11 protein-coding genes and 1 riboswitch are annotated in these 12,805 nt (G+C 74.7%); of the genes, 5 read left to right on the plus strand and 6 right to left on the minus strand.

Features of this window, described 5'->3' with window-relative positions; genetic code table 11:
* Nucleotides 1-25: 25 nt before the first annotated feature.
* Nucleotides 26-1,180: a hypothetical protein gene (locus IE308_RS37520; protein ID WP_190220787.1), complete on the plus strand. Its 1,155-nt coding sequence runs from the start codon at nucleotides 26-28 to the stop codon at nucleotides 1,178-1,180.
* Between the two features lie 222 nt (nucleotides 1,181-1,402).
* Here IE308_RS37520 and IE308_RS33635 read toward each other — a convergent pair whose 3' ends face one another.
* The 3 genes from IE308_RS33635 to IE308_RS33645 all read right to left on the minus strand — a co-directional run bounded on the left by IE308_RS33635 (nucleotide 1,403) and on the right by IE308_RS33645 (nucleotide 4,517).
* Nucleotides 1,403-2,221 (minus strand): enoyl-CoA hydratase/isomerase family protein, encoded by an 819-nt coding sequence (locus IE308_RS33635; protein ID WP_190220788.1) that lies wholly within the window; start codon nucleotides 2,219-2,221, stop codon nucleotides 1,403-1,405.
* Nucleotides 2,222-2,361: 140 nt separating this feature from the next.
* Nucleotides 2,362-2,583 carry a helix-turn-helix domain-containing protein gene (locus tag IE308_RS33640; protein WP_190220789.1) on the minus strand — a complete coding sequence of 74 codons (222 nt, stop codon included), beginning with the start codon at nucleotides 2,581-2,583 and terminating at the stop codon, nucleotides 2,362-2,364.
* A gap of 335 nt (nucleotides 2,584-2,918) precedes the next feature.
* The gene (locus IE308_RS33645; protein ID WP_190220790.1) at nucleotides 2,919-4,517 is read right to left on the minus strand and encodes an ABC-F family ATP-binding cassette domain-containing protein; all 1,599 of its coding nucleotides are present in this window, start codon (nucleotides 4,515-4,517) and stop codon (nucleotides 2,919-2,921) included.
* Nucleotides 4,518-4,787: 270 nt separating this feature from the next.
* On the opposite strand from IE308_RS33645, the gene ypfJ reads away from it, so the two are divergent.
* Both ypfJ and IE308_RS33655 read left to right on the plus strand, forming a co-directional pair.
* On the plus strand, nucleotides 4,788-5,675 hold the full coding sequence (gene ypfJ, locus IE308_RS33650; RefSeq protein WP_190220791.1) for a KPN_02809 family neutral zinc metallopeptidase: 888 nt from the start codon (nucleotides 4,788-4,790) through the stop codon (nucleotides 5,673-5,675).
* A 106-nt stretch (nucleotides 5,676-5,781) separates the two neighbouring features.
* On the plus strand, nucleotides 5,782-6,195 hold the full coding sequence (locus IE308_RS33655; protein WP_190220792.1) for a VOC family protein: 414 nt from the start codon (nucleotides 5,782-5,784) through the stop codon (nucleotides 6,193-6,195).
* A gap of 495 nt (nucleotides 6,196-6,690) precedes the next feature.
* Here the strand turns inward: IE308_RS33655 and IE308_RS33660 are convergent, their stop codons facing one another.
* The 3 genes from IE308_RS33660 to IE308_RS33670 form a co-directional block, all read right to left on the minus strand.
* Nucleotides 6,691-8,325 carry a hypothetical protein gene (locus IE308_RS33660; RefSeq protein WP_190220793.1) on the minus strand — a complete coding sequence of 545 codons (1,635 nt, stop codon included), beginning with the start codon at nucleotides 8,323-8,325 and terminating at the stop codon, nucleotides 6,691-6,693.
* Nucleotides 8,326-8,544: 219 nt separating this feature from the next.
* Nucleotides 8,545-9,672, minus strand: a complete 1,128-nt coding sequence (locus IE308_RS33665) for an alpha/beta hydrolase (RefSeq protein WP_190220794.1) — start codon at nucleotides 9,670-9,672, stop codon at nucleotides 8,545-8,547.
* A gap of 166 nt (nucleotides 9,673-9,838) precedes the next feature.
* The gene (locus IE308_RS33670; RefSeq protein WP_190220795.1) at nucleotides 9,839-10,615 is read right to left on the minus strand and encodes a class II aldolase/adducin family protein; all 777 of its coding nucleotides are present in this window, start codon (nucleotides 10,613-10,615) and stop codon (nucleotides 9,839-9,841) included.
* 316 nt (nucleotides 10,616-10,931) lie between these two features.
* On the opposite strand from IE308_RS33670, the gene IE308_RS33675 reads away from it, so the two are divergent.
* Nucleotides 10,932-12,188 (plus strand): inorganic phosphate transporter, encoded by a 1,257-nt coding sequence (locus tag IE308_RS33675; RefSeq protein WP_110627262.1) that lies wholly within the window; start codon nucleotides 10,932-10,934, stop codon nucleotides 12,186-12,188.
* 43 nt (nucleotides 12,189-12,231) lie between these two features.
* Nucleotides 12,232-12,453, plus strand: a complete 222-nt coding sequence (locus tag IE308_RS33680) for a hypothetical protein (RefSeq protein ID WP_110627263.1) — start codon at nucleotides 12,232-12,234, stop codon at nucleotides 12,451-12,453.
* 145 nt (nucleotides 12,454-12,598) lie between these two features.
* Nucleotides 12,599-12,737: riboswitch (cobalamin riboswitch) on the plus strand.
* Nucleotides 12,738-12,805: the final 68 nt, after the last annotated feature.

The following is a 12,805-nucleotide window of genomic DNA, read 5'->3' on the forward strand; positions in this document are numbered from 1 at the left end:
GCCCGAGATGCGGCAGGCTGGAGCAATGACGGCACAGCGGTGGACACAGCAGGTACGGCACCAGCTGGGGCTGGGCAGGCTGGTGGCATTGGGCGGTCCGGGTGACGGCGCCTGGCTCGCCGAGAACGCGGCCGAGACGGTGCTGCGGCGGGCCGCGGCCGGGCTGCCCGGCGTGCGCCTTGGCCGCGTACGCCTCGCCCTCGCGCATCCGGAGACGGCGGCCGAGCCCGCCGTACCGCCCCCGCCGAGCGCACTGCCGCCGGGCGCGCTGCGGGTCTCGGCGGACCTCGCGGCGACGGCGGCCGAGCCGCTGCCGCTGACGGCGTCCCGCGTCCGGGTGACACTCACCCGGGCGGCGGAACACCTGGGCCTGGCGGTCACGGAGGTCGACCTACGGGTCACGGACCTGCTGGAGACCGAGCAGGAGCCGAGCGGGGTGGCGGGGCCGGAGGCGGGAGCGGTGACGGCTCCGAGCGGGGTGGCGGGGCCGGGGTCGACGGCGCCAGGACCGGTGGCGGGGCCGGGGTCGAGCGCGGTGGCGGGGCCGGGGTCGGCGGCGCCAGGGCCGGCGGTGGCGGGGCGGGGGCAGGCGGCTACACCGGGTCCGGCGGCGCCAGGCCCGGCGGTGGCGGGGCCGGGGCCGGCAGCGCCAGGACCGGTGGCGGGGCCGGGGCCGGGGCAGGCAGCGCCCGGGCCGAGCGCGGCACCTGGGCCGGAGGCGGCGCGGGGGCCGAGGCCGCAGTCCGGCGCGGAGGCGCAATCGGGGCCGCCTGCGGCGCCGCAGGCGGAAGAGGTGGCGGAGGCCGTGGCGGAACTGGTGCGGACCGCCGAGTCGGGGCCGGGCGCTGAGGGCACCGGCGGCAGCGAGGCAGGGAGCACCGAGGGCGGCGCGGGCTCCGAGGCCGCTGCCGAGGGTGCTGACAGCTACGAGGCCCGGGTCCGGCGGGCGGCGCTCGCCGTGCCGGGGGTGACCGGGCTGACCGGGTTCCTGGGCCGGGCGGTCCATGTCGGCGAGGGTCCGCACCCGGTCGCCGCCCTGCCGCGCCGGCATGTCCGGGTGGAGCTCGCCGTCGCCGGGGACCACCGGGCCGTGGACGTGGCCCGGGCGGTGCGCGCGGCGGTGACGGAGGCCCTGGAGGACCGTCCGACGGTGGCGGTCCTGGTGACGTCGGTGAGCTGACCCCCGGGCCCGACGATCACGCCGGCCCGGCCTGTCACCGCCGACCCCGGCCTTTCACCCGATCCCGGCCATTCCCCCGATCGCGGCCGGTCACCGGGCGTCGGCCGGACCCGGGCCTCAGCTGATCGCGGCCGGTCACGGGCGTCGGCCGGTCACGGGCGTCGGCCGGTCACGGGCGTCGGCCGGTCGCCGGACCGGCCGGGCCGCCCGGGACGCGGGGCGTCAGTCGCCGAGGCCCGCCAGGTCGCGCAGGCGGCGGGCCTGGGCCTGGCGTTCGGCGGCGCGCTGTTCGTCGTAGGTGCGGTCCACGGCGCCGCGCAGCAGGGCCTTGGTCTCGATGACGGCGTCGCGCGGAGCGGACAGCAGGGCCGCGGCCAGGTCGGTGACGGCCGCGTCGAGCTGGTCGACGGGCACGGCGAGGTTGGCCAGGCCGGAGTTCACCGCCTCCTCGGCCAGGACGAAGCGCCCGGTCGCGCAGATCTCCAGCGCGCGGGCGTAACCGACGAGGCCCACCAGCGGGTGCGTGCCCGTGAGGTCGGGTACGAGGCCGAGGCTGGTCTCGCGCATGGCGAACTGCACGTCGTCGGCGACGACGCGCAGGTCGCAGGCGAGGGCGAGCTGGAAGCCCGCCCCGATCGCATGGCCCTGCACGGCGGCGATGGAGACGATGTCGCTGCGCCGCCACCAGGTGAAGGCCTCCTGGAAGGAGGCGATCGCCGCGTCCAGGTCGGCGTCGCTGCTGCGCGCGAGGTCGACGAACGACGGCTCGCCCTCGATCCCCTCGGGCGTGAACATCTGCCGGTCGAGGCCGGCGGAGAAGGACTTGCCCTCACCGCGCAGCACGACCACACGGACGGAGCCCGGCAGCAGCCGCCCGGCCTCGGTGAGCGCCCGCCACAGGGCGGGGCTCTGCGCGTTGCGCTTGGCCGGGTTGGTCAGCGTCACCGTGGCGATCGCGTCGTCGACGGTGAGCCGTACGCCGTCCTTGTCGAGCAGGGGAACGAGGTGTTGTTCCGTGTCGGGCTGGGCGGGCGAAGCCATGTGCGCCTCCGGTGGGTGCGGTCAGCTAAGTGACTGCACAGTAACCACCCGGTCGGTACGGCGTCCCACCGGGCCCCTGAAGGACCGCGGAGGACACCGACCGGGTGGCCACCATCGAAGCCGATGGGCCGCCCGGGGTGTCAGGCCGTCTGGGCCTTTTTGCCCCGTGTCGCCCCGCCACGCCCTCGGAGCGTGACGCCCGACTCACTGAGCATCCGGTGCACGAATCCGTACGAGCGGCCGGTCTCCTCGGCCAACGCCCGGATGCTCGCACCGGCGTCGTACTTCTTCTTCAGGTCTGCCGCGAGCTTGTCGCGCGCGGCGCCGGTCACCCGGCTGCCCTTCTTCAGAGTCTCGGCCACCCGTGCCTCCTCATGGGAAGTGCGCTCTGGTCCCCTCATGATCACCCCTTCCCGGCCCGATGGCCACCCATTCGGCAAGGTCGGTGCGAGAGGGTTTTGACGACAGGAGCGCGTCCCCACAAGCGGAACTTGTGATTCCTGACACGGGTGTCCGTACGGCCGAACGGGTTCTTCCGCGAAGTGCCAGGTCAGGGATGCGGGACGGCCGAGCCCTTGGGAGACAAGGGCTCGGCCGGAAGGTGAATGTAGGACACACCTCGGTACGAGGAGATCTCACACAGATGATGGATCACCGATGGGCCGAATGATCCATACGCGGGCGATCATCCATTCGATCAAGCCAGGGCGACGAGATCTGCGTAGTCCGCGCCCCACAGGTCCTCGACGCCGTCCGGCAGCAGGATGATCCGCTCCGGCTGCAGCGCCTCGACGGCGCCCTCGTCGTGGGTGACCAGGACGACCGCGCCCGTGTAGGTGCGCAGCGCGCCGAGGATCTCCTCGCGGCTGGCCGGGTCGAGGTTGTTGGTGGGCTCGTCCAGGAGCAGCACGTTCGCCGAGGAGACCACCAGGGTCGCCAGCGCCAGCCGCGTCTTCTCGCCGCCGGAGAGGACCCCGGCCGGCTTGTCGACGTCGTCGCCGGAGAACAGGAACGAGCCGAGCACCTTGCGGACCTCGACGAGGTCCATGTCGGGCGCGGCGGAGCGCATGTTCTCCAGGACCGTGCGGTCCGGGTCGAGGGTCTCGTGCTCCTGCGCGTAGTAGCCGAGCTTGAGGCCGTGGCCGGGGACGACCGCGCCGGTGTCGGGCTGCTCCACGCCCGCGAGGAGGCGGAGCAGGGTCGTCTTGCCGGCGCCGTTGAGGCCGAGGATGACGACCCGGGAGCCCTTGTCGATCGCCAGGTCGACGTCGGTGAAGATCTCCAGGGAGCCGTACGACTTCGACAGGCCCTCGGCCATCAGCGGGGTCTTGCCGCAGGGCGCGGGCTCCGGGAAGCGCAGCTTGGCGACCTTGTCCTTCTGGCGGACCTCCTCCAGACCGGACAGGAGCTTCTCGGCGCGGCGGGCCATGTTCTGCGCGGCGACCGTCTTGGTGGCCTTGGCGCGCATCTTGTCGGCCTGCGCGTTGAGCGCGGCGGCCTTCTTCTCGGCGTTGGCGCGCTCGCGCTTGCGGCGCTTCTCGTCGGCCTCGCGCTGCTGCTGGTAGAGCTTCCAGCCCATGTTGTAGATGTCGATCTGGGCGCGGTTGGCGTCCAGGTAGAACACCTTGTTGACGACCGTCTCGACCAGGTCGACGTCGTGGGAGATCACGATGAAGCCGCCGCGGTAGGTCTTGAGGTAGTCGCGCAGCCAGATGATCGAGTCGGCGTCGAGGTGGTTGGTCGGCTCGTCCAGCAGCAGGGTGTCGGCGTCGGAGAAGAGGATCCGGGCCAGCTCGACGCGGCGGCGCTGACCGCCGGAGAGCGTGTGCAGGGGCTGGCCGAGCACCCGGTCGGGCAGGTTGAGCGCGGCCGCGATGGTGGCGGCCTCGGCCTCGGCGGCGTACCCGCCCTTGGTGAGGAACTCCGTCTCCTGGCGCTCGTACTGCTTGAGGGCCTTCTCGCGGGTGGCGCCCTGGCCGCCCGCGATGCGCTGCTCGTTCTCGCGCATCTTGCGGATCAGGACGTCCAGGCCGCGCGCGGAGAGGATGCGGTCGCGAGCGAGGACGTCGAGGTCGCCGGTGCGGGGGTCCTGCGGGAGGTAGCCGACCTCGCCGGAGCGGGTGATGGTGCCGGCCGCGGGGATGCCCTCACCGGCCAGGCACTTGGTGAGGGTGGTCTTGCCGGCGCCGTTGCGGCCGACCAGGCCGATGCGGTCGCCCTTGGCGACGCGGAAACTGGCGTTCTCGATGAGGATGCGGGCACCGGCACGCAGCTCGATACCGGAGGCGGAGATCACGGACAGACTCCAGGGCGAATGGAATGGGCGGGTGGGCGGCTGAGGTCGTACCCGCTGTCTAATGCGCGAGGAGAATGGCCATGCGGCCAGTCTAACGGTGCGATGCAACCACTTTTTCTGTGTCCGGGTGTTCGGTTCGTCTCGCTCCGGGCATCCGGTAGCGGTCGCGACCGTTCGCCCGTTCGCCCGTTCGGCCGTGCGCACGGCGCCGGGGGCGGACGGGCGGGCGAGGATGCCCCGAAGGATTCCGTGCGCAGAGGGTGGTGACCGGTGCAGTTCGACGACGACGCCCGTCTGGACACCTCCGAGGTGCAGGATGTGCGCGGCAGCCGGATCCCGGGTGGGCGGGCCACCGTCGGCGGTGGCGTCGTGGGGCTGATCGCGCTGCTGCTCGGCCTGTTCCTCGGCGTCGGCCCGGACCAGCTCGGGCTGTCCTCCGGCGATCAGCCGGCCCCGGCCGCGTCCTCGTTCGCCGAGGTGCGGCAGAGCTGCCACAGCGGGCGGGACGCGAACACGCGGGACGACTGCCGCATGGTCGCCGTGGTCAACAGCGTGCAGGACTTCTGGGACGCGGAGTTGGCGCGGCGCGGCGGGAGTTACGGCCGCTCCCTTACGGTCTTCTTCAGTCAGCGGGTGGGGACGGCGTGCGGGACGGCGACCTCGGCGGTGGGGCCGTTCTACTGCCCCGGGGACCGGAAGGTCTATCTGGACCTGGACTTCTTCGAGGAGCTGCGGACGACGTTCGGGGCGAGCGGGGGCCCGTTCGCGCAGGCGTACGTGGTGGCGCACGAGTACGGCCACCATGTGCAGGACCTGACGGGCACGCTCGGGCGCGCGCAGGACGGGCGGACGGGCACGGGCAGCGGCTCGGTGAGCGTGGAGCTGCAGGCCGACTGCTACGCCGGGGTGTGGGCGCGGCACGCGACGACGACGCCGGACGAGTCGACCGGGCGGCCCCTGATCAGCAGCCTCACCGACGCCGACATCCGTGACGGGCTGGACGCGGCGGCGGCCGTGGGCGACGACCGGATCCAGGAGCGGTTCCAGGGCCGGGTGACGCCGGAGACGTGGACGCACGGGTCGGCGGAGCAGCGGCAGCAGTGGTTCGACACGGGGTACCGCAGCGGGGACATGGGGCGGTGCGACACGTTCCGGTGAGGGGCGGGTCCGCCGGCCGCGGGCCGTTGTCAGTGGTGGCTGCGATGCTGGCTGTGGGTCGGGATCCGGCCCCCGGAACGGCGGTGGTCACAAGGGAGTGATCGGCATGGCGGGCATGAGCGGCGGACGTCCGAGCGTCTTCCCGACGCTGCTGTACGCGGACGCCAAGGCGGCGATCCGGCAGCTCACGGAGGCCTTCGGGTTCACGGAGCTGGCGGTGTACGAGGGCGAGGACGGCTCGGTGCTGCACGCCGAGCTGGCGCAGGGCAACGGCGTGGTGATGCTCGGCTCCAAGGGCCGCGGCGGCGTCTTCGACGCGGCGATGAAGGACGCGGGCACGACGGGGGTGTACGTCGTGGTGGACGACGTCGACGCCCACCACCGCCAGGCGGTGGAGCACGGCGCGGAGATCCTGATGCCCCCGACGGACCAGGACTACGGCTCGCGGGACTACATGGCGCGGGACGCCGAGGGCAATGTGTGGAGCTTCGGGACGTATGCGCCGGAGATACCGGGCTGAGGCTGAGGCGCGGGGGTGCCGCCGGGGCGGGCCTGGGGGTGGTGCCGGGGCGACGGGCGGTGCCGGGCCGGGGTGGGATCGGGCGGTGCCCGGGCGGAGCGGGTGCGCCGGTGCGTGTCGGGGCCCGAACAGCGGACCGCGGGCCGCACCCCGGTGCCGGAGGCAGCTCACCGCGCTGTTACCCGGCCCCGGCCGCAGTGACCAGGGGGCGCCGGCGCCGCGTCGATCGCGTAGACCGCGTGTCGCCCGAACGTTCCCCGGCCCCGCACCGGTGCCTGAGAGGCCCTGGCCGGCCCTGCGCTGAGGCCTGACCGGCACTCCGGGACCCGGGGCCGCCTGGGGCCCGGGGATCCGAGATCCGGGATCCCGGGCGCCCGAGATCGGGTCGGCCGGGCCCGGGGCGCACGAGGTCGGGTCGGCCTGGGCCCGGGCGGGTCGGCCTGGGCCCGGGCGGGTCGGCCTGGGCCCGGGCGGGTCAGCCTGGGCCCGGGCGGGTCAGCCTCCCGTGTGGACCTGGAACGCCGCCCGGCGTACGGCCTTCGCCAGGGCCGGGTCCGGGTGGGCGGCGGCGAGGGCGACCAGGACCTGCACGGTGCGCGGGTGGCCGACGGCGCGGACCTCGTCGAGCAGTGCGGGGACGGTCGGCTGGAGCGCGGACTCCAGGTGCCGCACCAGCATCGGCGCCTCCCCGTGGTCGGCGACCGCGGCGGCCGTGTCCACCCACAGCCAGGTGGCCTCCTCGCGGGTGAGCACCTCGTGGGCGTCCTCCGGGTCGACCCCGTCGTGCTCGGCCAGCCACAGCAGGGCGTACGGCCGCAGCGCCGGCTCGTCGACGACGGCGCGGACGTCGGGCTCGGCGGGGGCGCCGACGACGCGCAGCGCCTCGAAGGCGAGGCCGCGCAGCAGGGCGTCGTCGCCGCGGGCGGCCTCGAGCAGCTCGGTGACGGCGCTGCCGACGGGGCGGGCGGCGAGCCAGGCGCGGTACTCGGCGCGGGCGGCGTTGGGGCGCAGCTGGGCGCAGCCGCGCAGCATGTCCTCGGCCGACTGCTCGATGTTGCCGGCGGGGCTCTGCGCGGCGACGCAGATCTGCTCCAGCTTGACCCAGACCGCCCAGCTGCCCAGCGGCGTGAGCGTGGCCTGGCCGTCGCCGTAGGTCAGGGCGCCGACGGAGGCGAGCGCACGCAGCGCCCAGTCCAGCAGCGGCGCCAGCTCGGCCTCGCCCACGGCCTCCGCCGGGTCGGCGGCGGCGGAGGCGACCGCTTCGGCGCCGGCGGCCGGGGCCAGGGCGGTGCCGTCGAGCGGTCCGGCGGACGCGCCGGCGGAGGGCGTCGCACCGGCCGTCGCGGCGGGCGCGGTGCCCGGCCGCTGCGCGGGCACGGTCGGCACGGCGGTGCCGTCCGCGGTCGGCGCCGCACCGGTCGGCCCGGCGGACGCGTCCACGGGCCCGGCCTGCCCCGTCGGCCCGTCGGGCGTCGTCGGGACGGGCTGGGGCCCGTACGGGACCTCGCAGCGTTCCGTGCGGAGTTCCGTGACCCGCTGGCGGAGCAGGTCCAGGAGCTGGTCGACGGGGACGGGGCCGGCGGACAGCTGGAGGAAGGAGAGCACCTGGGGCATGGCCGAGACGACCTCGGCGACGGCGGAGGGCTCGTGGTCGGCCGGTTCCGGATGGGCGAGCGACCAGGCGTCGAAGAGGGCCACCCAGCCGCGCAGCACGGCACTGTCGTCGCGGTCCCAGGCGCGCAGCCGCCAGCCGGGGCGGGCGCTGTCGCCGTGCACCTCGACGAGGCCGGCCAGGCGGGCGGTGTCCCAGTCGGCACGGACCTGAGCGACGGTCAGGCCGAGCTCCCGGGCGGCCCGTTCGGCGGTCGCCTCGGAGAGAGTGGCCTTGCCGTCGGCGGTGGCGCCGGCCCGGCCGGGGCCGAGGGCGGAGTCGGCCCAGCGGGCGACGCGGACCGCGCCCGCCAATCCCGAGCGTGCCATTCCGGCCAGCTCCGAGGGGGCCGGCGTGCCCTCGGGCGGGCGGGGTGCGCGGCGGCGGGGGCGCCGCTGGTTCACAGCTCTGGGGGCGGCGGCCAGGGGTCGCGGTCGGACGAGTCGAAGCCTGGAGTCGCGCGGGATACGGGACGTCACGGGTGCAGTCTTCCGGTTGACGGTCCGAAAACCCAAACGGAATGTCACGGGGGGCGACGGGGATGGCCAACGGAGGCGGCCGGGAAAGGTGGTGGAAGGCGGGAACCGGCCAGGGGTGTGAGCGTCGGCGGAAGGGCCGGGAGGGGACCGCGCGGGGACATAAGCGGAATGAGGGTGACCGGCTTGGTACGGCCGCGTCGCCGCGCCCCGGGGACGGTGTCACATGAGCGGGGTCAGGAAGCGGCGCAGGGCCTCCTCGTAGGCGGCCGGGTCGGCGTTCCACATCGCGGCGTGCGGGGCCTGCGCGACGGTGCGCAGGGCGACGAGGCCGGGGTGGCGGTCGGCGAGGCGGCGGGAGTAGGCCCAGGGCGCGACCGTGTCGCCGGGGCCGTGGAAGATCAGGGTCGGCACCGTGAGCCGGCCGGGGCCGGCGCCGTCGTCGGTGCGGTCGGCGTGCAGCCCGGCGCGGCCCTGTGCGGCGCGGACCGCGAGCGGCAGCAGCGCGCCCGGGGTGCGCCGGGCCGTGGCCAGGGCGCGCAGCGTCGCCTCCCAGCTGAGCACCGGCGAGTCCAGGACGAGCCCGGAGATGCGGTCCCCGACGGCCGAGTGCGCGACGGCGCGCAGCGCCATCGTGGCGCCGGTGGACCAGCCGAGCACGACGATGCGGCGGGCGCCGTAGCGCACGGCGTACCGGACCGCCGCGTCGAGGTCGCGCCACTCGCTGTCGCCGAGGTGGTTGAGGCCGTCCGGGGGCCGGGGCGCGCCGAGGTCGCCGCGGTAGGCGAGGGCGAGCACGGGGAGGCGCAGTCGGTGCAGGAACTGCATGAGGTTCATGGCGTGTTCGCGGGTGGTGCCCAGGCCGTGCACGGCGATGACCCAGGTGTCGCGGGCGGCGGGCACGAACCAGGCGGGCAGCGGGCCGAGTTCGCCGGGGACGTCGACGTCGGCGTGGTCCAGGCCGAGGGCCGCGCGCGGGTCGCCGACGTACAGGTTGGGGGTGAGCCACACCTTGTCGCCGGGTTCGAGGCTCCCGTGGGTGACGCGTTCGAGGCGCCGTACGACCGTGTCGGCGGCGTGGTCGGCGGCGGTGAGGACCTGCCCGACGACCGCGTGCGAGCCGTCCCCGGCGAGGCCGTAGGTGCCGGGGCGCAGGGCCGCGAGGTCCCGGGTGAGGGCGATCCGGCCGGCGGCCGTGGCGTGCACGGTGAGCCGGGGTTCGGTGGGCAGTGGTCGGCCGGCGGGCGCCTTGAGCGCCGCGTCGCTGGCGAGCCGGCCGGCGACCACGGCGGCGGCCCCGGCACCCATCACGGCGGTGACGGCAGCGGCCGTCGCTCTGACAGTGCGCACCCGTCCAGTGTCCCGGCGGAACGGTTCACCGGCCAGTGGGAGGCGGGCGGGGAGTGACGGCGGCCGGCAAGCGCGCCGTCGGCGACGCGGAAAGCGGCCTTCCCGGCCTGCGGTGTGTGGCGGCCGCACGGAAAGCGGCGCCCCCGACCCACAGTCCGCCGACCGCTCAACCCGGCTGCCCGTACCCCCGCAGCTTCTCCGCCGTCCGGGTGAGCTGTTCCTCGGTCAGCAGGTGCGGGGTGCGGCCGGGCACGGACGCGGCGGTCAGCCACAGCCGGCACATCCACTCCAGCTGGGCGGTGCGGTCGTAGGCCTGGTCGAGGGTGGCGCCGTAGGTGATGGTGCCGTGGTTCTGGAGCAGGCAGCCGGTGCGGTCGGCGAGGGCGCGCCGCATGTTCTCGGCCAACTCCTCGGTGCCGTAGGTCGCGTAGGGGGCGACCTGGACGGGTCCGCCGAGCGCGGCGGCCATGTAGTGCACCAGCGGCAGCTCGGGGACGAGCAGCGAGACGGCGGTGGCGTGCACGGCGTGGGTGTGCACGACGGCGCGGGCGTCGGTGTGCCGGTAGACCGTGAGGTGCATGGGCAGCTCGCTGGTCGGGACGAGGGTGCCGCGCACCTGCCGTCCGTCGAGGTCGACGGCGGTGAGGTCGTCCGGGGAGAGCCGGTCGTAGGGCACGCCCGAGGGCGTGACCAGCACGGTGTCGCCCACGCGGACGGAGACGTTGCCGGAGGTGCCGACGACGAGGCCGTCGGCGACGGTGCGGCGCGCGGTGGCGACGAGCGCCTCCCAGGCCCGCGCCTCCGCTTCCCGAACGCCCTCCGGGCCTTCCGCGCCCTCCGCGCTCCCCGCGCTCCCCGGCACCTCCCCCGCACGCCCCCGTGCCTCCTGTGCGCCCTCCCGGGCGCCCCGCCCGGCCCCCGCATCCCGCTGTTCGTCGGTCATGCCGTGATCCTGCCAGCCGGGGCCGGTCGCCGGGGGCGGTCCCGGTGCGGAGGGCCGGATCACGCCGTGGAAAAGGCCTGGTCACGACCGGTCGGAGGAGAGTGACCGGAATCTCTTTTCCGGCCTCCCGGTCCGCCCGCGAAGGGCCGCCCGCGTCCGCCGGCCGTGCGGTGTCCGGGCCGCCGCCTCCGCCCCGGATCGAGCGGAGCGGCGGTCCTCGCTTTCCGACACTCCGGCGCCCGTCCCAGTTCACCTTCCGTTCACCCTGGTTACTTACGTTCGACCCGCCAATGACTTCGAACGATTGCCTGGGTAAATGGAAAGCTTCTCGCTGATCCTCGCGATTGTGGTGGTAACCGCACTCGCGTTCGATTTCACGAACGGTTTCCACGACACCGCGAACGCGATGGCGACGACCATCTCCACCGGTGCACTCAAGCCCAAGGTCGCGGTGGCCATGTCCGCCGTGCTGAACCTTGTCGGCGCCTTCCTCTCCGTCGAGGTGGCCAACACCATCTCCAAGGGTCTGGTCGACGAGACCGGCATCCGTCCCGAGGTCATCTTCGCCGCCCTGGTCGGCGCGATCCTCTGGAACCTGCTGACCTGGCTGGTGGGCCTGCCCTCCAGCTCCTCCCACGCCCTCATGGGCGGTCTGATCGGCGCCACCATCGCCTCCGCCGGCACGGGCGCGGTGCACGGTGACGTCCTGGTCACCAAGGTGCTGCTCCCGGCGGTCGCGGCCCCGATCGTGGCGGGCGTCGCCGCGATGTTCGCGACCCGCCTGTCCTACACCCTGGGCAGGAAGGCCGACGGCAAGGCGGCCGAGAAGGGCTACCGCGTCGGCCAGATCGCCTCCGCCGGCCTGGTCTCCCTGGCGCACGGCACCAACGACGCCCAGAAGACGATGGGCATCATCACCCTCGCCCTGGTCGCCGGCGGCGTCGTCGCCCCCGACTCCGACCCTCCCACCTGGGTGATCCTCTCCGCCGGCCTGGCCATCGCGCTCGGCACCTACCTCGGCGGCTGGCGCATCATCCGCACCATGGGCAAGGGCCTGACCGACCTCCAGCCGCAGCAGGGCTTCGCCGCCCAGACCAGCGCCGCGACGGTCATCCTGGCCTCCTCGCACCTGGGCTTCTCGCTGTCCACCACGCACTCGGTCTCCGGCTCCGTGATGGGCGCGGGCCTCGGCCGCAAGGGCGGCGTGGTCCGCTGGTCCACCGCGACCCGCATGTTCGTGGCCTGGGGCCTGACCCTGCCGGCCGCCGCCCTGGTGGGCGCGCTCGCCGAGTACGTCACCGGCTTCGGCGACTGGGGCACCGCGGTCGTGGCCGTCTTCCTGGTCGCCTCCAGCGCCGCGATCTGGAAGGTGTCGCGCCGCGAGGTCGTCGACCACAGCAACGTCAACGAGGTCGAGGAACCGCCCGGCGTGGTGACCACCGCGATCGCCGTGGTGACCCCGCCCCCCGCGTCCGTCCCGGCGGCCGACGGCCTGTCGGCCACCATCGCGGCCCCCGCGCCGGCCCCCGTCGCGGCGACGCCCGAGCCCGCCGCTCCCCCGGCCGCGGTCTGAGCACCGGCCGGCCAGGCACTCCCCCACTCAAGGAAGCAGCAGCATGAAGATCGACTGGGCGGCCCTCGGCTCCGTCTTCGGCGTCAGCCTCGTGGTCACCGTGGGCCTCGTGGCCCTGTTCACCCTCGGCATCATGGGCCTCTCGCGCCGCGAGCGGGCCACGGCCCAGGGCGGCTCGGCCGCCCTCGCGGTCACCGGCGCGTACGTGTGCTTCGCGGCCTGCGCCGCGGCGGTGGCGTACGGCATCAACCTCATCGTGGCCTGAACCGGCCCCACCTCCCCGCCCGCCCTGCCCGGCCCGCCCCACCGCGGGACCGGCAGGGCGGACGTGTGTCCGCCGAGGCGCCCGGCACGCACGGGATGTGGGGTTCTCCACACTCTCCCCTCGCAGGTCAACGGCAAGTTGACGGCCCTTCCGGGACCGTGGTGGACTGCCGGGGCCATGTACGGCGGCAGAAGAGGAAGCCGGTGCAAGTCCGGCGCGGTCCCGCCACTGTCACCGGGGTGCGAACCCCGGGAGCCAGGAACTCTCGCCGCCGGTCTCGTCGAACCAGGGCGCGGACACCCTGAGTGAGGACATACCGCCATGCTCGGCTGCCGATCGAGGACCGTCACCA

Source organism: Streptomyces griseosporeus (assembly GCF_014656055.1).
Taxonomy (GTDB): domain Bacteria; phylum Actinomycetota; class Actinomycetes; order Streptomycetales; family Streptomycetaceae; genus Streptomyces; species Streptomyces griseosporeus.

Coding starts and splice junctions, on each gene's coding strand:
- IE308_RS33680 (WP_110627263.1), top strand. CDS start 12,232: ATGAAGATCGACTGGGCGGCCCTCGGCTCCGTCTTCGGCGTCAGCCTC.
- IE308_RS33670 (WP_190220795.1), bottom strand. CDS start 10,615: ATGACCGACGAACAGCGGGATGCGGGGGCCGGGCGGGGCGCCCGGGAG.
- IE308_RS33655 (WP_190220792.1), top strand. CDS start 5,782: ATGGCGGGCATGAGCGGCGGACGTCCGAGCGTCTTCCCGACGCTGCTG.
- IE308_RS33635 (WP_190220788.1), bottom strand. CDS start 2,221: ATGGCTTCGCCCGCCCAGCCCGACACGGAACAACACCTCGTTCCCCTG.
- IE308_RS33675 (WP_110627262.1), top strand. CDS start 10,932: ATGGAAAGCTTCTCGCTGATCCTCGCGATTGTGGTGGTAACCGCACTC.
- IE308_RS37520 (WP_190220787.1), top strand. CDS start 26: ATGACGGCACAGCGGTGGACACAGCAGGTACGGCACCAGCTGGGGCTG.